The 18,386-nt window shown below is 65.2% G+C and carries 19 protein-coding genes and 1 tRNA gene; 8 read left to right on the top strand and 12 right to left on the bottom strand.

Features of this window, described 5'->3' with window-relative positions:
* The first annotated feature begins 2 nt into the window (after positions 1-2).
* Positions 3-1,607, top strand: coding sequence for an NAD(P)/FAD-dependent oxidoreductase (locus R2770_12285; protein ID MEZ5281238.1), 1,605 nt, complete (start codon positions 3-5; stop codon positions 1,605-1,607).
* 6 nt (positions 1,608-1,613) lie between these two features.
* On the opposite strand, the gene R2770_12280 is transcribed toward R2770_12285, so the two are convergent.
* The 5 genes from R2770_12280 to R2770_12260 are packed head-to-tail and all read right to left on the bottom strand — an operon-like array spanning position 1,614 to position 5,521.
* Positions 1,614-1,913: a hypothetical protein gene (locus R2770_12280; protein ID MEZ5281237.1), complete on the bottom strand. Its 300-nt coding sequence runs from the start codon at positions 1,911-1,913 to the stop codon at positions 1,614-1,616.
* Between the two features lie 18 nt (positions 1,914-1,931).
* Positions 1,932-2,420: a glycine/sarcosine/betaine reductase selenoprotein B family protein gene (locus R2770_12275; GenBank protein MEZ5281236.1), complete on the bottom strand. Its 489-nt coding sequence runs from the start codon at positions 2,418-2,420 to the stop codon at positions 1,932-1,934.
* A 49-nt stretch (positions 2,421-2,469) separates the two neighbouring features.
* Complete coding sequence (locus R2770_12270; GenBank protein MEZ5281235.1) at positions 2,470-2,841, bottom strand: nuclear transport factor 2 family protein; 372 nt, start codon at positions 2,839-2,841, stop codon at positions 2,470-2,472.
* 47 nt (positions 2,842-2,888) lie between these two features.
* Positions 2,889-4,595, bottom strand: a complete 1,707-nt coding sequence (gene ilvD / locus R2770_12265; GenBank protein MEZ5281234.1) for a dihydroxy-acid dehydratase — start codon at positions 4,593-4,595, stop codon at positions 2,889-2,891.
* On the bottom strand, positions 4,592-5,521 hold the full coding sequence (locus R2770_12260) for an EamA family transporter (GenBank protein MEZ5281233.1): 930 nt from the start codon (positions 5,519-5,521) through the stop codon (positions 4,592-4,594). Before R2770_12260 ends, ilvD begins: the two co-directional genes overlap by 4 nt.
* 70 nt (positions 5,522-5,591) lie before the next feature.
* Between R2770_12260 and R2770_12255 the strand changes: the two genes are divergently transcribed.
* Positions 5,592-6,449: a LysR family transcriptional regulator gene (locus R2770_12255; protein ID MEZ5281232.1), complete on the top strand. Its 858-nt coding sequence runs from the start codon at positions 5,592-5,594 to the stop codon at positions 6,447-6,449.
* Positions 6,450-6,461: 12 nt separating this feature from the next.
* Here the strand turns inward: R2770_12255 and R2770_12250 are convergent, their stop codons facing one another.
* Positions 6,462-7,328, bottom strand: coding sequence for a thioesterase family protein (locus R2770_12250; GenBank protein MEZ5281231.1), 867 nt, complete (start codon positions 7,326-7,328; stop codon positions 6,462-6,464).
* A gap of 121 nt (positions 7,329-7,449) precedes the next feature.
* On the bottom strand, positions 7,450-7,935 hold the full coding sequence (locus R2770_12245) for a CinA family protein (protein MEZ5281230.1): 486 nt from the start codon (positions 7,933-7,935) through the stop codon (positions 7,450-7,452).
* A 95-nt stretch (positions 7,936-8,030) separates the two neighbouring features.
* On the opposite strand from R2770_12245, the gene R2770_12240 reads away from it, so the two are divergent.
* Positions 8,031-9,032 (top strand): hypothetical protein, encoded by a 1,002-nt coding sequence (locus R2770_12240; GenBank protein ID MEZ5281229.1) that lies wholly within the window; start codon positions 8,031-8,033, stop codon positions 9,030-9,032.
* A gap of 9 nt (positions 9,033-9,041) precedes the next feature.
* Here R2770_12240 and R2770_12235 read toward each other — a convergent pair whose 3' ends face one another.
* Positions 9,042-9,545, bottom strand: a complete 504-nt coding sequence (locus R2770_12235) for a hypothetical protein (GenBank protein ID MEZ5281228.1) — start codon at positions 9,543-9,545, stop codon at positions 9,042-9,044.
* A gap of 105 nt (positions 9,546-9,650) precedes the next feature.
* Between R2770_12235 and lon the strand changes: the two genes are divergently transcribed.
* Entirely contained in the window at positions 9,651-11,942 is a 2,292-nt protein-coding gene (lon, locus tag R2770_12230) for an endopeptidase La (protein MEZ5281227.1), read from the top strand.
* 83 nt (positions 11,943-12,025) lie between these two features.
* Here lon and R2770_12225 read toward each other — a convergent pair.
* A tRNA-Ala gene (locus R2770_12225) sits at positions 12,026-12,099 on the bottom strand.
* A 27-nt stretch (positions 12,100-12,126) separates the two neighbouring features.
* On the opposite strand from R2770_12225, the gene R2770_12220 reads away from it, so the two are divergent.
* On the top strand, positions 12,127-12,387 hold the full coding sequence (locus tag R2770_12220) for a hypothetical protein (protein ID MEZ5281226.1): 261 nt from the start codon (positions 12,127-12,129) through the stop codon (positions 12,385-12,387).
* A 21-nt stretch (positions 12,388-12,408) separates the two neighbouring features.
* On the opposite strand, the gene R2770_12215 is transcribed toward R2770_12220, so the two are convergent.
* Positions 12,409-13,608, bottom strand: a complete 1,200-nt coding sequence (locus tag R2770_12215; protein MEZ5281225.1) for an amidohydrolase — start codon at positions 13,606-13,608, stop codon at positions 12,409-12,411.
* A gap of 4 nt (positions 13,609-13,612) precedes the next feature.
* Positions 13,613-14,395 (bottom strand): SDR family oxidoreductase, encoded by a 783-nt coding sequence (locus R2770_12210; GenBank protein MEZ5281224.1) that lies wholly within the window; start codon positions 14,393-14,395, stop codon positions 13,613-13,615.
* 131 nt (positions 14,396-14,526) lie between these two features.
* Here R2770_12210 and mscL point away from each other — a divergent pair, with 131 nt between their 5' ends.
* The 3 genes from mscL to R2770_12195 are packed head-to-tail and all read left to right on the top strand — an operon-like array spanning position 14,527 to position 16,787.
* Positions 14,527-14,946 (top strand): large conductance mechanosensitive channel protein MscL, encoded by a 420-nt coding sequence (mscL, locus tag R2770_12205; GenBank protein MEZ5281223.1) that lies wholly within the window; start codon positions 14,527-14,529, stop codon positions 14,944-14,946.
* Positions 14,947-14,994: 48 nt separating this feature from the next.
* Positions 14,995-15,885 (top strand): LLM class F420-dependent oxidoreductase, encoded by an 891-nt coding sequence (locus R2770_12200; GenBank protein MEZ5281222.1) that lies wholly within the window; start codon positions 14,995-14,997, stop codon positions 15,883-15,885.
* Positions 15,882-16,787, top strand: a complete 906-nt coding sequence (locus R2770_12195; GenBank protein MEZ5281221.1) for a DMT family transporter — start codon at positions 15,882-15,884, stop codon at positions 16,785-16,787. Before R2770_12200 ends, R2770_12195 begins: the two co-directional genes overlap by 4 nt.
* Before the next feature lie 24 nt (positions 16,788-16,811).
* Here the strand turns inward: R2770_12195 and R2770_12190 are convergent, their stop codons facing one another.
* Positions 16,812-18,323, bottom strand: coding sequence for a diguanylate cyclase (locus R2770_12190; GenBank protein ID MEZ5281220.1), 1,512 nt, complete (start codon positions 18,321-18,323; stop codon positions 16,812-16,814).
* Between the last annotated feature and the right edge of the window lie 63 nt (positions 18,324-18,386).

The raw sequence follows: 18,386 nt of genomic DNA, 5'->3' as shown, positions 1-18,386 counted from the left end.
AGATGGCAGGTCCAGACAGCTTCGACGTGTTGATCGTCGGTGCCGGTTTCAACGGCCTGTACCAGCTCTACCGCCTGCGCCAAGAAGGGTTCTCGGTTCGCCTGGCCGACGCCAACGGTGGACTCGGTGGCGTGTGGTGGGCCAACAGGTACCCGGGCGCCAGGGTCGACTCGCACGTGCCCAACTACGAGTACTCGATAGAAGCGGTGTGGCGCGACTGGACTTGGCAAGAGCGCTTCCCCGGTCGCGACGAACTGGTCGCCTACTTCGAACATGTCGACCGGGCACTCGACCTGGGTCGCGACATCGACCTGAACACACGTATCGAGTCGGCGTCGTTTGACCCGGAAACCTCCCGGTGGCAGGTCTCGGCCGGCGACAAGACCTACGACGTCCGGTTCCTGCTGATGTGCACCGGGTTTGGCTCGAAGGCCTACGTGCCCGACCTGCCGGGGTTGAGCGACTTCGAAGGTGCCTGTCACCACAGCGCCCTGTGGCCCGCCGATGGTGTCGACTTCACCGATCGGCGGGTGGGCGTTGTCGGCACCGGTGCCAGCGGCGTGCAGGTGGTGCAGGAAGCGGCGCCAAGCGCTGCCCACCTGAAGGTGTTCCAGCGCTCGCCGGTACTGGCGCTGCCCATGCAGCAACGACGTCTGTCGGTCGGCGAGCAGACAGCCGCCAAGGCCGACTACCCCCAGATCTTCCGTCGGCGCAACGCTCCACCGGCCAGCTTCGCCGACATCGAACGGCGTCCCGAGAGCGCCCTCGAGGTTTCGGACGACGTCCGCAATGCAGTGTTCGAGCAGGCGTGGCAAGAAGGTGGGTTCCATTTCTGGGTGGGTACGTTCAGCGACATCTTGTTGAACGAGCAGGCCAATCGCCTGGCCTATGACTTCTGGCGAGACAAGACGAGGGCCCGAATAGTCGACCCAGAGGTGGCCGAGCTGCTGGCTCCGACCGATCCTCCCTACCCGTTCGGCACCAAGCGACCATCGTTGGAACAGGGCTACTACGAGTGCTTCAACCAGAGCAACGTCGAACTGGTAGACGTGCGGTCGGCGCCGATAGTGGAGGTGAACCGAAGTGGCCTCAGCACCGCCGACGGGCGCTTTCACCCGCTCGACGTGCTGGTTCTGGCGACCGGGTTCGATGCGAACACCGGTGGGCTCACCTCCATCGACATCCGCGACGTCGACGGACTCAACCTCGCCGAACGGTGGGCGCACGGGGTCGACACTCACATGGGTGTTGCCGTGGCGGGGTTCCCCAACATGGCGATGCTGTACGGGCCCCAGAGCTCGACCGCCTTCTGCAACGGTCCCGTTTGCGCCGAACTGCAAGGCGAGTGGATGGTCGACTTCTTGAAGCACATGCGGGCCAACGACATAGACCGCTTCGATTCGACCCCACAGGCGGGCGCTGACTGGACGGCCCACCTGGCCGACGTTGCCGAAATGACCCTGTTCGGCAAAGCCGACTCTTGGTACATGGCTGCCAACGTTCCGGGCAAACGGCGCCAGCTGCTCAACTATCCGGGCCCAGACGCCTACCTCGACCGGCTACGACGCTGCGCGGCGAACGGCTACGACGGATTCGTCTTCTCCTAGGTGCGGTTACGCGCCGCCCGACATCGCGCCGAGCGTCTTGTCGACGATGGGCGTGAAGTCGTCGGGCCAGTCGTAGGGAGCGTCGACGATGACACCAGCCTCGGTGACCGAGTCAAACAATGCCAAGGCGTCGTCGAGGATTCGCCGCTGGTGTACAGCATCGCCCGGCGGCCCGAACGGATTGCCCATCGGGTAGTTGACGAACAACGACCTGGGCGGGCGTACCAGGGCTGTCAGATCTCGTCCGGTCGAGACCAGAACCGTCGGGATACCGGCCTCTTCGACCACACGCGCTACCAGACCCACGGTCTGGTGATCGAGCGGTCAGGCGGGCACCAACAGGGCGAGGTCGACATCGTCTCTCTTGAGTTGCTGTACCCAGGCGGGTGCGACCTCTTCGATCAGCTGGGTGCGCTTGTAGATGCGTCCCATGAACCCGCTCCACAGACGGGGCGCGACCTCGCCGACGGTGCCGTCCGCGGCCGCTTCACGCAGCCGATCGATGGGAAACACGCAGTTGATGTCCTCGCGTGCCGCGTCGACGTCGTAGTAGCTGTCGTGCACCTGGAACGCGCTCGATGCCTCCTCAGCAGAGATGTCGTCGAGGCGGAAATCGTTGCGAGCGTATGGATCCCAGGCCGCATCGCAGGCACGCGACACCCCACCCGAGGTCAGCAACGTCACCCGAGATTCAGACACCGGCTTGGTCAGCGGGGTCAGGGGTGCGGTTTCGTTCACGGTCCACACGTATGGCGGAAACCCCTGTGCCGCATAGCGGGCATTCAATCGATCGACGTAGCGAACAGGCTCCATGGGCCGAGTCTTGCACCCGGGTGCGGGACCGACCGCATCTTTGCGGCGACTAGGCGAACAGAGGCGCAAGCTGCGACGTGTCGGCGTATTCCTCGATGCTGACGATCTGTTCTTCGTCGTCGAATCGCACCACAACGCACACGTCGATGGTCACCTGTGTTCCCGCCGGGTTCGTCAGCGTCACATCGTGTTGTTCGACCGACGCCGTGTCGGTGGTGACCCTGCGGATATTGCCGTACGACACTCGCAGTCGCGGTTGCCAGTAGGCCTGATCGATCATGTCCAGCATGTCGTCGAGCCCAACGGGCGGCGATCCGTTCTGGCGGGCCCAAAAGCCGTCGGCGCAAAGAGCCCGCACGTCGGCGGGGTCCTGGCGGGTGAACGCCCCGAACAGGGCATCCATCTTCGAGTCGAGATCCATGGTCGGACGCTAGACCCACACCTGCGCGAAGTAGCGTCGCGCGCCGCTCAGGTGACGTTGGTGATGGCGCCCTTCTCGGCTCCCTGGGCGAGTTTGGCGTACTTGGCGAGCACGCCGGTGGTGTAGCGAGGCGTTGGCGGACCAGCCCACCGGGCGCGCCGTTGCTCGAGTTCGTCATCGCCGACCAGCAGGTCGAGGGTGAGGGTGGGAACGTCGATGCGGATGCGGTCGCCGTCTTCGACGAAGGCGATGGGACCACCGTCAACGGCTTCGGGTGCTACGTGACCTATGCAGAACCCCCATGTGCCACCCGAGAACCTGCCGTCGGTGATGAGGGCCACGTCGCCGCCGCGGCCTGCGCCTTTCAGCGCACCTGTGATGGCGAGCATCTCGCGCATCCCCGGGCCGCCCTTGGGGCCCTCGTAGCGAATGACGATGACGTCGCCAGGCCGAATCTCGCCGCCCATCACGGCAGCCATCGCGCCGTCCTCACCGTCGAACACCCTGGCCGGACCTTCGAACGACCGCTGTTGTTTGCTGAGGCCGGCGACCTTGACCACGGAACCCCTGGGTGCCAGCGATCCGGTGAGAATGTTGAGACCGCCCTCGTCATTGATGGGGTTCGAGACCGTTTGCACGACGGTGCCGTCGGGAGATGGTGGATCTATGTCGGCGAGGTTCTCGGCCATGGTCTTGCCGGTGATGGTCATCTCGTCACCGTGCAACAGACCGGCGTCGAGCAGATGCTTGAGCACAACCGGTACACCGCCGATGCGGTCGAGGTCGGTCATGTGGAACTTGCCGCCCGGCTTCATGTCGGCAAAGTGGGGCACCCGAGCGGCGACCTTGTTGAAGTCGTCGAGTTCCAGCTGAACGCCTGCCTCGTTGGCGATGGCCAGGAGATGCAGGACGGCGTTGGTCGACCCGCCCAGCGCATTCGCGACGGCGATGGCGTTCTCGAAGGCGCCCTTGGTGAGGATGTCGCGGGGCCGCAGACCTGTTTGCAGCATGTTCATGACCGCCTCGCCGGCCCGACGCGCGTCGTCATCACGGCGGCGATCGACGGCCGGCGGCGAGGCCGACCCCGGTCTCGACAACCCCAGCGCCTCGCCGATCGAACTCATCGTGTTGGCCGTGAACATCCCGCCACACGCACCCTCGCCGGGGCATGCGTTGCGTTCGATAGCGGTCAGTTCGGCCTCGGTGATGGTGCCCGCAGCACATGCGCCCACGGCCTCGAACACCGACGTGATGTCCAGTGCCTGACCGTTCAGGTAGCCGGGCAGGGTCGAGCCGTTGTAGACGAACACCGCAGGCAGGTTGAGGCGGGCTATGGCCATCATCATCCCGGGCAGCGACTTGTCGCATCCACCGGTGGCGACCAACCCGTCCAGCCGCTCGCCATGGACCACGGCCTCGACCGAGTCGGCGATGATCTCGCGCGACACCAACGAAGCACGCATGCCCTCATGGCCCATCGAAATGCCGTCGGACACGGTGATGGTTCCGAACTCCAGAGCCACTCCGCCTGCGCTGCGCACGCCATCTTTGGCCGCCGCGGCCAGCCGCCTGATCGACAGGTTGCAAGGCGTTATCTCGTTCCAAGCCGACGCGACGCCGATCTGGGGCTTGTCCCAGTCGTCGTCGGTGAGGCCGACGGCACGCAACATGGCCCGAGAGGCAGCCTTTTGGACCCCGTCGGTTACGTCACGCGATCGAGGCTTGATGTCGATGGGGGTGTCGCTGGCGTTCATGCATCGAGGCTAACGGCCCCCAGGGGTGCTCGACCGGTCCGCGGCCGAAGCGATCGGCGAGATCGCGGACCCCACCGGCGTGGCACCCCAACGCCCACCGCTGCGACGTTGGCACAGACGATCATCGCCATTCCCAGCCATTCATGAGCCGAGGGAACCTGGGCCAGCAGCACCATCCCGCTGAGGGCCGCAAGTCCTGGCTGCATGCTCATGAGGACACCGAACAGCTTGGGTGGCACGGTTCGCAGCACCGTCAGATCCACCGCGTACGGAACCACCGAGGACAACACCCCAGTGCCGATGGCATAACACAGGGCTGGCCCCCACAGACGCCCGTGCCATGCCAGTTGAACCAGCACGGGCGTGTAGATCACCGCCGAGATTGCGGTGGCGACCGCAGGTGCCTGAAGGCCCTGCACCCGGCTGCCAACGACTCGGTTCAGCAGGATGTACGCGGCCCAGCACCCGGCCGCGAGCACCGCCAGCGCGAACCCCACAATGTCGGAAGAGCCGTCGGGCAGCACCAGTATATAGACACCTGCCGCCGCAAACAGTGCAATGGCGAGGTCGCGCTTGCTTCGCGACGCCAACAGCGACACGGCCAGGGGGCCGAGGAACTCGAGCGTCACCGCCAGCCCCAAGCCGACACGAGAGATCGCGGCGTACAACGAGAGGTTCATCGTCGACAGCACCGCGGCCAGCAACACAACTGGACCGAACTCTCGGCTGGTCCAGCGGGCCACCGGAGGTCTGGCGATAGACCACAGGGTGACCGATGCAACGATCTGGCGAATCCCGACCACCCCGGCAGGGCCCATCACCGGGAAGGCGTGAGCGCCAAGGGCCGCGCCGACCTGGTTGCTCGCTCCGCTGGCCACCAGGCGCACTACTTGGCCCCGCAAGTCACTTCGACTGGGTTCGGTCATCGGGTGAAGTATCGGGTCACCTGATTGATGCGTCCAATGCCTATTCGACACCAATTGATACGGTTGACGTATGGACTTGGAGCTCCGTCATCTTCGGGCGTTCGTGGCGGTGGCCGACGATGGGTCGTTCACGGCTGCTGCCGAACGGCTCCATTTCTCGCAGGCGACCGTGTCTCGTGCAGTTGCCGGTTTGGAGGCCGCTGTCGGGGGCCGGGTTCTGTGGCGAACCACTCGAGAGATCGGCCTGACCCCTCTGGGCCAGCGCATCCTTGGACCTGCCCGGCGCATTCTGGACGAGGCTGCATTCATCGCCCATGCGAACGAGCGCAGCGACGCCGACATTCGTATCGGCTATGCGTGGGCTGCACTGGGCCGCCACACGATCGATCTTCAACGACGCTGGACGGGTGAGTTCCCCGGCTCGGAGCTTCGATTCGTGCAGTCGTCGACCCCGACATCGGGCCTGGCCGAGGGCGAGGTCGACGCCGCTGTATTGCGCAGGACTGTCGACGACGAACGTTTCGAGGCTGTATTGGCCGGTGTCGAGCAGAGATTCGCCGCCCTGTCGACCACCGACCCTCTGGCCAGGCGCCGCAGCATCACCTTGGCCGACTTCGCGGATCGGGTGGTGGCGATCGACGACCGCACAGGCACGACAACGATCGACCTGTGGCCCGCCGATTGTCGCCCCTCACGAACCAGGGTTGTTCACGGCATTGAGGACTGGCTGACACTGATCGCCGCAGGTCCGGCAATTGGCATCACGGCAGAGGCAACAACCCACCAATACCCCCGCCCCGGCGTGAAGTATCGGCCGGTTCGCGACGCACAGCCGATTCCGGTCTGGCTGGCGTGGAGACGCGACGACCCGCCCGCCAACATCGACCAACTGGTTCGCCTGGTGTGCGAGGCATACACCAGGGCCTGAGCGCCGCAGTGTTCAGCGCGGTGCCAGGTCGGGGCGGAATTCCTTGGTGAACTTGCGGCGCTCCTGGTCGGGGATGACCATCGAGCGCCGGCGGGTCATGTCGAAACACAGATCGACACCCTCGATGACCGCCAACACGTCGCCCGTGGAGGTGTCGTAGGCCCAACTGATGTCGCGCTCGATCTTCTCGCCGACTTCGATGGTGGCGCTGAAGCTCTGGATCGGCGTGCCGATCGGCACCGGCTCGGGCCTGACCCACAGACGGGACTCCATCACAACGAAGGCGTAACGGCCCCCGTCTGGCAGGGTTCTGACCCACTCGCTGATCTCGTCGAGGCGCTCTCCGCCCCAAATGAGGTTGTTGGCCAACCAAGTCGGGACCGTGTCTGCGCCCATCGTGTCTTCGAGGTCGACCGTACGTGGACGGCGCACGGCGAGGCCGCTCTCGATCAACTCGTTCAGTGGCGGCGCGCTGGCCAGGCCGTCGGTCTCCAAGCGCAGGCTGCGGGGGCGCCCATAGTCGGGGAGGTCGACTTTGGGACCATCGGGTGACGGATGGTCGAGCTCGTGAACGAACGTGGCTGCCAGGTCGTTGTCGGCCCGGTTGCGAAGCTCGTGATATATCCGCAACCGGTCGCTGCCGCCGATCAGGCCACTGCGGACCTCGAGCTGGTTGCCCAGCATCTGCTCGTGGTGGTGGCGGGTATAGGCACTGCGCAGCTTGGGTTCGTCGAAGCCCATCTGCTGGCACATCGAGCGGGTTGCCGACATGGCGTTCATGCCGTAGTAGCGGACGTTCATGTGGCCGAGGTCGTCGATCTGGTCCTCGATCACCGTGCTGGAGTGGGTGACGGTCAACTGGGCGGGGGGCAGATTCACGCCGCACAGTTTGGCGCCCAAAGCGCACCATTGGCGACGCCGGCACGATCTGGAGGCGGGTTCTCACCCGATACCGGGGCAAAGCAGCCTCCAGATGGCGTCTCCGCGGGGACGCCTTTCTTCAGGCGAGGGCGTCGGCGAAGGTCTCGAGAGCGACCGTTGCGAAGGCGACCATGTTGCGCGATCGGTCGTCGTCGCCGGTGAGGTGGTGCCTGGTGACCGTCGACGGACCCCAGATTCCCACCCAAACGTGACCGGCGGGATCGCCGTAGGGGTTCCCGGAAGGCCCGGTGGCCCCACCCTCACCGATGCCCCACGTGGCACCCAGTCGGCGGGCAACCGACTCGGAGAGATAACGAACGAACGGCTCGCTGGCCCCGCGCAGGCCTGGTGGGGTCTCGATCTCGCCCGAGAGGAACCCCCGCGTCGCGTGCTGGGTATAGATGATCGACCCGCCGCGGAAGTACGCCGAGGCGCCAGGTCGAGCCAGCAGGGCCGTCGAGATCAAGCCCCCGCACGAACCCTCGGCAACGGCGACGGTCTCGCCCCGTTCTACGAGGCGGTCGCCGATTCGAGCACCAAGTTGCAGCAGTTCGGAGATGTCCATCGCCCGAGACTACGCAGCCGACTCTGTCGGCCAGGGAACGTTAATGTTCGCTTCAGGCTCCTGCTTAGACTGCCGAGCTGAAGGGGGCTTCGAACATGACGCGACGCAGGGCACTGGTAGTAGGCGGGACGGGCCCCACCGGTCCGGCCATCGTCAACCGCCTCTTGGCGGCAGGCTACGAGACCACCATCTACCACTCCGGGGCCCATGAGGTCGACTTCGATCGCGACGTCGAGCACTTGCACGGCGACAACCGCGATGGCGACGACATAGCGGCGAAGCTCGCTGGGCGAGAGTGGGAGGTCGCGATCTTGACCTCGGGACGACTGCGGGCCCTGGCCAATGAACTGGCCGGCAGATGCAGTCGGCTGGTTGGCATCACTGGTCAGCCGGTGTACCGGGGCGCCGTGGTCCCTACGCCTGAGGGTTTGATTGCTCTGCCGGTGCCCGAGTGGGCCGAGCGCCAAAGCGACAGGCCTGACTACACCGGGAAGGTCGCCGCGGGTGAGGACCAGCTCATGCAACAGCATGGTCGTGGCGATTTCGAGGCGGCCATCGTCCGATATCCGGGCGTCTACGGGCCACGCGGACCGCTGGCGCACGAATGGGCGGTAGTGAAACGGGTACTGGACGATCGACCCGCCATGATCATGCCCGGGGCCGGGACGTCCTACTTCCAACGGGGCTACGCGGAGAACCTCGGTCAGCTGGTATTCCTTGCCGCGACCCGGCCCGAAGCAGCGGGAGAGGCGTTCAACGGAGCCGACGAGCGAGTGCTGAACGCCCGTCACGTAGCGCAGTTGATCCTCGCTGAGCTGAACCACGAGATGGATCTCGTGGGCGTCCCCGCCGAGTTCTGCCGGGGGTTCTACCCGCTGGCGCAGAAGTCCAGCCTGATCCTCGACATGTCCAAGGCTCGAACCCTGCTGGGGTACCGCGACGTCGTCGATCCCGAGACAGCAACTCGTCTCACCGCCCGCTGGCTTGCCGAGCACCGACCGACCGATGTGGCGCCCGCCTTCGCCGGGAGCTTCGACTATGAGGCCGAAGATCGGATCATCACATCCTGGAAGGCCGCAACCGCCGATCTCGCCTGACTACCGGGCTCAGACGTTAGGGCCTTCGGAGCGAATGCGTTCTACGTCGGCCATGGCATCGCGCAAGCGGTCGATCCAGTCGCCCTGATGCTGGCCGACCAGGCGCACGCACCAAGCCAGCGCGTGTGATCGCGACCTGGCGACCCCCGTCTCTACAAGGGTGTCGAGCACCAGGCGCTCGTCGATGCGAAGCCTTGTCATGACCGGAACCGATGTGGTCGTGAACCGCATCTGAACATCGCCGATCTCAACGGCCCACGAGACCTTGCGCTGCCAGAAGTCCTCGGCCGCGAGGGCTATGGAGATGCGATCGGCCTTGGTATCGGCACGGAACTTGGTGGCCACCGCCTCGTGCTCGGCGCGCCCGGCGTCGCTGCCGGTTGCCAGCGACCCGACCACCAAGATCTCGTCCTTGTCGACCAGCGTTCGCACCGGAGCCGAGAACCAGCCCTCGGGCACTCGCCTGTTGAACCAGGCGGCGACTTCATCTGAAAGCGAGTTCTGCTCGTTCATGGAGGGCCTCCGGGGCTCGGCCAGTGGAATCTTGGCTCGTATATCTACAATTACATGATTACATCATTACTTGGCAAGAGACATTGCCGCGGAAGGAGCCATCCGATGACCTCGACGAAGTCCCAGATTCTTCCCGTCCTTCCCCTCCCGAACGGCGTCGTGTTGCCCGACATGGTCGTCACCGCCGCCCTCGAATCCGAAGAGGCGCGCCTGGCCGCCGAGTCTGCGACCGAAGGCAATCTGTTGCTCGTGCCCCGGATCGAAGGGCGATTCGCTCGGGTTGGCGTGGTGGCCCGCATCGAGAACACGGGCAAGTTGCCGGACGGTACTGCGGCGATCACGCTTCGAGCCGAACGGCGGGTTCGTGTCGGCTCGGGTGTTGTCGGCTCGACCAACGCGCTCTGGGTCGAGGCCGAGACGGTCGAGGACCGACCCATCACCGACACCGACAGAGCGCTGGCCATCAGCTACAAGGCAGCGGCGACAGCCCTGCTCGAACGCATCGGCGGAGCGCGCATGGCTGCGGCGATCGACGGGATCGACTCGCCAGGTGCGCTGGCCGACTCGATCGGCTACTGGCCCGAGCTCAACCTCGATCAGCGGCTTGAGCTGCTGGAGACCATCGACGTGGGTGAACGGCTGAAGAAGGCCCTGAACTGGGTCGAGGAAGCTCTAGCCGAGGTCAAGGTGCGACAGGAGATCAATCAGAGGGTCACCGGTGAGCTCGACGACGCGCAGCGCAAGGCGGTGCTTCGGCGCCAACTACAAGCGATCAGGGCCGAGCTCGGCGAAGACGGCGAAGACGGTGACCAGTTGGGCGAACGCCTCGCGGAGCTGGAACTTCCCACAAACGTCCGCGAGGCGGTCGACAAGGAGCTCGCCCGCCTCGAGCGCATCGGTGACGAATCGATGGAGGCGTCGTGGATCCGCACCTGGCTCGAGGTGGTGGCCGACATCCCGTGGTCCGAAACCGACGACGAGCGCATCGATCTCGCCGAGGCACGCCGCATTCTCGACGCCGACCACACGGGTCTGGAACAGGTGAAGGAGCGACTGGTCGAACACCTGGCCGTACGTAAGTTACGGAGCGAGCGCGGCGTGTCGACCGAGGGCCGCAAGCACGGAGTGATCCTGACACTTGTGGGCCCGCCGGGTGTTGGCAAGACCAGCCTGGGCGAATCGGTGGCCAGTGCACTGGGTCGCAAGTTCGTGCGCATGGCTCTGGGCGGAATCCGCGACGAGGCCGAGATACGAGGTCATCGGCGGACCTACGTTGGGGCACGGCCCGGGCGTCTGGTCAGGGCGCTGACCGAGGCCGGCTCAATGAACCCGGTGATCTTGCTCGACGAGGTGGACAAGGTCGGCGGTGACTGGCGTGGTGATCCTTCGGCCGCACTTCTCGAGGTGCTCGATCCAGCCCAGAATCACTCGTTTCGGGATCACTACCTCGAGTTCGAGCTCGATCTATCAGACGTTGTGTTCATCGCCACCGCCAACGTGCTCGACACGATTCCCGGCCCGCTGCTCGATCGTATGGAGATCATCGCGCTCGACGGGTACTCCGAACACGAGAAGGCTGCGATCGCCAAGACTCATCTGCTGCCGCGCATCCTTCAGCGAAACGCGTTGCGAGAAGACGAACTGGTGCTCGAGGACGGCGTCGTGGGTAGGGTCGCCGCCGACTGGACCCGCGAGGCGGGTGTTCGCCGCCTCGAGCGACTGCTCGACAAGCTGGTGCGCAAGGCGGTGACACGCCTGGCTGCCGGCGAGTCGGCGCCGATCCGGATCGGTGAGGGTGATCTGCGCGAGATCCTCGGCAACGCCGTTCCGCGCGACGAGACGGCCAATCGAATCGATCGGCCAGGAATCGCAACCGGTCTGGCTGTCACGGGCGCCGGCGGCGACGTCTTGCTTGTGGAGACGGCCATCGTCGATGGTGACGGCGAGCCGCTGCTCACCGGCCAGCTGGGCGATGTGATGAAAGAGTCCGCGGCAATAGCTCGCTCCGTTGCGTCGTCAGCCGGCGAGAGCTTCGGTGCCTCTGCTCGCGACGGGCGGCTGCATATCCACTTCCCGGCCGGGGCGACCCCAAAGGACGGCCCTTCGGCCGGCATCACGATGACGACAGCCCTGGTCAGCCTGATGTCGGGCCGCAAGGTGAGGTCGGATGTGGCTATGACAGGCGAGGTGAGCCTGGGCGGCAGAGTGCTTCCGATCGGCGGGGTAAAGCAGAAACTGTTGGCCGCCCACCGATCCGGAATCGGCACCGTCGTACTTCCCGAGGGCAACCGCGGCGACGTCGACGATGTGCCTTCGGAAGTGGCGGAACAACTCGACATCCGCTTCGTTTCCAGGATCGAAGACGTACTCGAGGTGGCTCTGACGCCTGCCACCTAGGCCCGCTGGCCAACCGCAGATGCAGGAGCGTTGCGCGGAACGCAAGACGCCAACGACCGCGGCGAAGGCCTTGGTCGGATTTGTGGAGCTGATGGGACTCGAACCCACGACCCCCTGCTTGCAAAGCAGGTGCTCTAGCCAGCTGAGCTACAGCCCCTCACGGGAACCACGATGGTACCGGACTGTGCACCCACATCGCGCAGATCTGGCTCAGGTCGACGGCGTCAACTTCCGATGGAGGGGCATGGTTCGTCCCGCTCTCGCCATCCGCCGCCACTGGCACCGGTTGACCACGCTCAGCGCCGAGCGTGGGGAGGAGTTCATACCGATCGACCTCGAGGCGATATTGAGCAGCCTCCAGTTGAACCAACGCCAGAACCTGGCGCTGCTGGTGGCCTGCCACCAGAGCGCCCGACCCGTCCGCGTCAGCGCGTACGGGGCCTGAGAGAGGACCTGGCGACCGACCCTAGAGCGGGTCGGCGGCCTTGTCGGCGTCGAGCTGACGCCAAGCCGCATTCCTCAGTTCGGCGTCCGACCAGATGTCGATGACGGTGCGGGCCAACGCCTTGGCCCCGTCGACAACGGCCCGGTCTGCTGCCTCTGACGCCGCCGCAGCTGCGAACGCCCGCTCGTGAATGGCCACACCCTCGGGCGCCAGGGCGATGACCGGGTGAATCGAAGGAAAGTTGCGGCTGACCACACCCATGTCGGTGCTGCCGAACACGTTGCCCGTGGCCGGCCCAGGACGAACTGGGCTTCGACCGATCGACTGTGAGTTGGCCACGTATCGCTCGACCAGCACGGCATTGTCGAGCACCTGCGAGCCGATGCGAGGCTCGGTCATTTCGACCTGGCAACCGGCCGCCATGCCACCGGCCTCGAGGCAGGCGATCATCCGAGGCAACAGGTCCTTGACCGACGAGACCGACGCGCCCCTGCACACCCATCGGATCGAAACCCGCTCGGGAATGACGTTGGACCTGGTGGGCACCTCCTGGAACGCACCGTGAATGCGCTGGTCGGGAGCCATCTGCTGACGCAGCGCGCTGATGTTGTTGTAACCGTTGATCGCCGCGTCGAGTGCGTTGCGCCCGAGCCAAGGTGCTGACGCGGCGTGCGAGGCGTGGCCGTGATAGGTGACCAGCACCACGCCCACAGCCAGGGTGGTCATGCGGTCTAGTTCGCGGTCGCCCGGATGCACCATGAGGGCCGCGTCGACACCCTCGAACGCCCCGTCGTCGAGCATGAGCCCCTTGCCGTTGCCGCCCTCCTCGGCGGGCGTGCCGAGCAACCGCACCCGGCCACCGGCCGCCTCGGCCAACGCGGCCGCCGCCAACCCGGCGCCGAGACCCGCAGTGGCGATGACATTGTGGCCACACGCATGGCCGATGTTCTCGAGGGCGTCGTACTCGCAGCAGACGGCCACGATGGGGCCCTCGGAACCAGCATCGACCCTGAAAGCGGTGTCGAGCCCGTGGGCGTGCCGAACCACCTGCAAGCCCTCGGCCGCGATGGCGTCAGTGAGCACCTGATGGGCATGATGCTCTTCGAACATCAGCTCGGGATGTGCGTGTAGGTCGTGGCTCAGCTCGACCAGCACCGGCGCCAAACGGTCGACCTCGGCGTCGGCCCTGGCCTTCAGTTCTTCGACCGATGCTCCGGCCATGGTGCTAGTCCTCCTCGTAGGCGCGCCAGTCTTGGCCGCCTCCGTGAACGTTGATCTTCTCGCCGGTGACATACCCGGCCTCGGCCGAGACGAAGAACTTGACGACCCTGGCGATGTCTGCGGGCGTACACACATGGCCGAACGGCATTATGCGATCGAGTTCGTTGATGTCGTCGACGCCCACGACCGCCTTGGCCAGCCGCGAGCCCATGTCGGTGGCGACCAGACCAGGTGCCACCACGTTGACGTGCATGCCATGCGGCCGTTCTTCTTTGGCCAACGTGAACGCCAACGACTCCATGGCCGCCTTGCCCATCGAGTAGGGGGCGCCGTTGGCGCCGTGGCTGAGGGTGGCGACCGACGAGATGAACACCATGTCGGAACGTGGGTTCTCACGCATGTACGGAATGGCGACGCTGGCCAGATGGTGTGGACCCAGCGCATGGGTGGCCATGACCCTCTGCAACTCGGCGGCGTCGGTCTTGACGACGGGCAGGCCCCGGCTGGCGATGCCACCGTTCTGGATCAAGATGTCGAGCTTGCCGAAATCGGCAACCACCTGACCGACCATGCGCTCGTTGTCTTCGGGTTCGGTGACCGACCCCTGATAGGCCTTGGCGCGGCCCCCGGCAGCCTCGATGGCAGCCACGGTTTCGTTGGCCGCCTCTTCGTCGCGTCGATAGTTGACAGCTACCGCGGCACCGGCCTGGGCCAGCATCTCGGAGATTCCCCGCCCGATGCCACGACCGCCTCCGGTGACCAGAGCTACGCGCCCTTCGAGACTCATCGACTACCCCCAGACTCGTCTGACAACTGACCGCCGAACCTAGTGGCGTTGGACACATGGGAATAAATGACGCGACCAATCGGCTGGCAGTAGCGTCCCAGCGGGGACCTCACAAGGAGACACGAAAGAAAATGAAAAACCTGCTCGCCGAATTCCGCGAATTCGTTGACAAGGGCAACATCGTCGACGCCGCCGTCGGCCTGATCCTGGCGTTGGCGTTCAAGCCAGTGGTCGATTCGTTGGTAAACGACGTCATCATGCAGGTCGTCGCTGCAATCTTCGGACAGCCCGACTTCTCGGCGCTGTCGATCCACTGGGGTGACCCCGTCAGCGTCGACGAGTTCGGTCGCACGATCTATGACGGTGGCCAGATCTTCTACGGCAGCTTCATCAACACCGTGATCTCGTTCCTGATCATCGCGTTCATCGTGTTCTTGATGGTCAAGGCCTACAACAACTTCAAGCGGTCCAAGGAAGAAGAGGCTGCCGAAGAGGCCGGCCCCAGCGAGATCGATCTGCTGACCGAGATTCGCGTTTCTCTGAAGAAGTGAGCCCCGCGGCGGTCTAACTTGGGCGCTCCGCCACCGCAGGAGAGCCCCGTGCAGATCGCCGTATTCGGATTCGCTCCGACCATCGAAGCCCTGACCCATGAGCTGAAAACGACTCGCGGTCAGGGCTTTGCTTCTTACTGGATGCCCCAGATCTTTGGCCTGGATGCCCTGACGGCCCTGGCGGTGGCCGCGCGCGAGGTGCCCGACATCGAGGTGGGCACCTCGGTGATTCCCACCTATCCGCGGCATCCGATGATGCTGGCCCAGCAGGCTCTGACCACCCAGCAGGCCATCGGTGGACGGCTGGCACTGGGCATCGGCTTGTCTCACAAGCCCGTGGTCGAGGGTATGTGGGGCTATCCGTTCGACAAGCCGGTGCGGCACATGCGTGAGTACCTGAGCGCCCTGGTTCCACTGCTGCGCGACAAGCGAACGTCATTCGGGGGCGAGACCATCGTCAGCCGCGGCCAGATCGAGGTCGAAGCGCCCGCCCCGCCAGTGCTGGTGGCCGCGTTGGGGCCCCAGATGCTGAAGCTCACCGGCCAGATGGCCGACGGCACCATCACCTGGATGGTCGGGCCGCGCACCCTGGCCGAACTGACCGTGCCGACGATCTGCGAGGCGGCCCAGGCTGCCGGTCGGTCTGCGCCCCGTATCGTCGCAGGGGTGCCAATTTGTGTGACCGAACAGCCCGACGCGGCCCGCGAGCGGGCCGCGCGCGACTATGCGGACTACGGTCAGCTGCCCTCGTACCGTGCGATGCTGGACCACGAGGGTTTGGGCGGGCCCCAAGACCTGGCCCTGATCGGAACTGCCGACGAGGTCGCGTCCCGAATCGAGACCTTCCGAGAGGCCGGCGTCACCACACTTGCGGCGTCGGAGTTCGGTTCGCCGGACGAGCGAGCGGCGACCAGACAGTTGCTGGTCTCACTTCTATGACCCGACCTGCGCGCCTCATATCGACCACCGAAGGCCGCAGCGACGAGGCCTTCGCTTCCGTCGACTGGCTCTTGTTGGTGGGCATCAGCCTCACCTGGGGTTCGTCGTTCCTGTTCATCTCGATGGGGCTCGACGCATTCGACCCCGGCGTGATCACCCTTGCAAGGGTGGCATTTGGAGCCGCCACGCTGGCTCTGCTGCCCAGGTCGCGAGTGCCGATCGATCGCGAAGACATGCCAAGGGTGGCCCTGTTGTCGGCGACGTGGATAGGCATACCGCTGACGCTGTTTCCGATAGCCCAGCAGTGGATCGCCAGTTCGGTTGCGGGAATGCTGAACGCGTTCATGCCCGCGTTGACGGCCGTTGTCGCTTCGGTGTTGTTGAGGCGCCCGCCAGGGCCCCGCCAGCGCATGGGGATAACGGCGGGGTTCGCCGGCGTGGCCTGCATCAGCCTGCCGACCATCGGCGAGGGCGACACCGCCTGGCTGGGGGTTTTGCTGGTGCTCGCCGCTACCGCCTGCTACGCAGTTTCGGCCAACATAGTCACACCCCTGCAGCACAAATACGGGTCTTTGCCGGTGCTGGCACGGGTGCAAGCCCTGGCCGCTCTGCTGGTGCTGCCCTACGGCATCTACGGACTGCCCAGATCGAACTTCGAATGGCCTTCGATGCTGGCCGTGGCAGCCCTTGGGGTCATCGGAACCGGCCTGGCCTACAGCGCATTCGGAACCCTGATCGGCAACGTCGGCGCAACGAGGGCGTCGGTGGTGACCTACCTGATTCCTGTCGTGGCGGTGGTACTGGGCGTGCTCGTTCGCGATGAGAGCATTGCCGCTCTTGCCATAGTGGGATGCTGCCTGGTGTTGACCGGTGCCTGGCTGAGCAGCCGGCAGGGTCACTGACCGGGCTTACCCCACTCCTGCGGATCAGTGCAGGTCTTGCTGTGAGATCTTCACGCAGTTGCGGCCGGCCGACTTGGCCTCGTACAAGGCTGCGTCGGCTGCCGCCATGAGCTTCTCGGCGTCTGCCATGTCGGTGGGTGCCGACATCACGGCACAACCGAATGAGGCCGTGATGGTGAGAATGCCCTGTTCGGTCTCGACCTCGATCAATTCGACCAGCTTGCGAAGACGCTCTGCCGCTTTGGCCAGCTCCTCTGAAGTCGCCAGCGGTGCCAGCATCACGAACTCTTCGCCGCCGTAGCGGGCGATGGTCTCCTCGGTGCGAGATGCGGCCTTGAGCACCGAACCCATCTCGCGCAACACCTCGTCGCCGATCCCATGGCCGTAGGTGTCGTTGACGTTCTTGAAGTGGTCGACATCGATCATCACGACGCCCATCGGCTTGGCCAGGCTGTCGGCGGCACGAATGCGAAGCCGCATCTGCTGCTCGAGGATCTCGTCGAAGGCCCTGCGATTGGGAAGGCCGGTGAGCGAATCACGCAGTGCAGCCTGCTCGAGCTCGCGGTTGACGGCTTCGAGGCTTTCGCGGCGATCACGCTCGTGGCGCAGTTCGACATCGGCCGCCAGGGTCAACTCGATCAGTTGCGTCCTGGCGCCCGCCACGATCGCGGCCTGGTCGGTCTCGCTGACCTCGAGCTGCAGCTGGCTCGCCAGCTCGAGGATGGGCTCCTGCAGCTCGTCCAGCAGCTCGTCGGCCTGGTCACCCGTCAGCCCCACCGCGTTCGCGTCTGCCAAGACCTCGCGTAGCACGTAGCCACTGTCTTCGCCGGCCTGGAACATCTCGGCGATCTTGACAGCGAACTGGACGATGCAGCCGATCTGGGCCTCCTCGTCCGAGCTCAGATCGGACGCCTCGACGGCTGACAGTGCGTTCGTGAACAACTCGGGCAGCTCCCACTTGCGAAGGAGCTCCTCGGTGACGTCTCGAGAGTTGACCCCGAAGCTGCGGTCTTCTGCATCGTTGGTGGGCCAGCCGTGTGCCTGCTCGACCAGTGCCTCATATTGCTCGGAAGCCGATCGGGCCAGCAGGACTCGACCCAGGTCCGAGACCAACCCGGCAAAGAATGCCTCTTCCTGTAGCTCGGGCAGGACGCGGGCTGCGACGGCCTTGGCCGCAACCGCCGCTGTTACCGAGCGAACCCAAAAGACCCCCAGCCTGAGGCCGCCGATCTGGCCGGTAGTGGGCATCGTTCGAGTGATCGAAAAAGCCAGTGCGAGGGTGACGACGCTGCGGACGCCTACCTGAGCCACCGCGCGGTCGAGCGAGGTCACCTCACGCGCGCGGCGATACATCGGGCTGTTGGCGGCTGCGATGACCTTTGCCGTCAAAGCCGGGTCCATCGACACCGCATCGACGAGTTCGCTGAGACCCGCCTCGGGGTTGCGGTTGACCTCGAGGATGTGCAGCAAAACCGTGGGAGGCGTCGGGACGTCCTTGGAATTGACGATCTTGTGTATGTCGACGGCTGCGACCACAGCGCACTCTCCCTTCCACAAACGGGTCGGCACTATGGGTTCAGAGTTGAATGCCCCGATGAA

The sequence above is a fragment of the Acidimicrobiales bacterium genome (assembly GCA_041394185.1).
Classification (GTDB): Bacteria; Actinomycetota; Acidimicrobiia; order Acidimicrobiales; family Poriferisodalaceae; genus JAAETH01.
This window is presented reverse-complemented; position numbering and strand designations above follow the sequence as displayed.

Bases quoted from the DNA above. Each gene is read 5' to 3' on its own strand.
- ilvD (MEZ5281234.1), bottom strand. From the start codon at position 4,595: ATGAACGCCAGCGACACCCCCATCGACATCAAGCCTCGATCGCGTGAC.
- mscL (MEZ5281223.1), top strand. From the start codon at position 14,527: ATGAAAAACCTGCTCGCCGAATTCCGCGAATTCGTTGACAAGGGCAAC.
- R2770_12215 (MEZ5281225.1), bottom strand. From the start codon at position 13,608: ATGGCCGGAGCATCGGTCGAAGAACTGAAGGCCAGGGCCGACGCCGAG.
- R2770_12285 (MEZ5281238.1), top strand. From the start codon at position 3: ATGGCAGGTCCAGACAGCTTCGACGTGTTGATCGTCGGTGCCGGTTTC.
- R2770_12275 (MEZ5281236.1), bottom strand. From the start codon at position 2,420: ATGGAGCCTGTTCGCTACGTCGATCGATTGAATGCCCGCTATGCGGCA.
- R2770_12240 (MEZ5281229.1), top strand. From the start codon at position 8,031: ATGACGCGACGCAGGGCACTGGTAGTAGGCGGGACGGGCCCCACCGGT.
- R2770_12195 (MEZ5281221.1), top strand. From the start codon at position 15,882: ATGACCCGACCTGCGCGCCTCATATCGACCACCGAAGGCCGCAGCGAC.
- R2770_12260 (MEZ5281233.1), bottom strand. From the start codon at position 5,521: ATGACCGAACCCAGTCGAAGTGACTTGCGGGGCCAAGTAGTGCGCCTG.
- R2770_12255 (MEZ5281232.1), top strand. From the start codon at position 5,592: ATGGACTTGGAGCTCCGTCATCTTCGGGCGTTCGTGGCGGTGGCCGAC.
- R2770_12235 (MEZ5281228.1), bottom strand. From the start codon at position 9,545: ATGAACGAGCAGAACTCGCTTTCAGATGAAGTCGCCGCCTGGTTCAAC.
- R2770_12245 (MEZ5281230.1), bottom strand. From the start codon at position 7,935: ATGGACATCTCCGAACTGCTGCAACTTGGTGCTCGAATCGGCGACCGC.
- R2770_12210 (MEZ5281224.1), bottom strand. From the start codon at position 14,395: ATGAGTCTCGAAGGGCGCGTAGCTCTGGTCACCGGAGGCGGTCGTGGC.
- R2770_12270 (MEZ5281235.1), bottom strand. From the start codon at position 2,841: ATGGATCTCGACTCGAAGATGGATGCCCTGTTCGGGGCGTTCACCCGC.
- lon (MEZ5281227.1), top strand. From the start codon at position 9,651: ATGACCTCGACGAAGTCCCAGATTCTTCCCGTCCTTCCCCTCCCGAAC.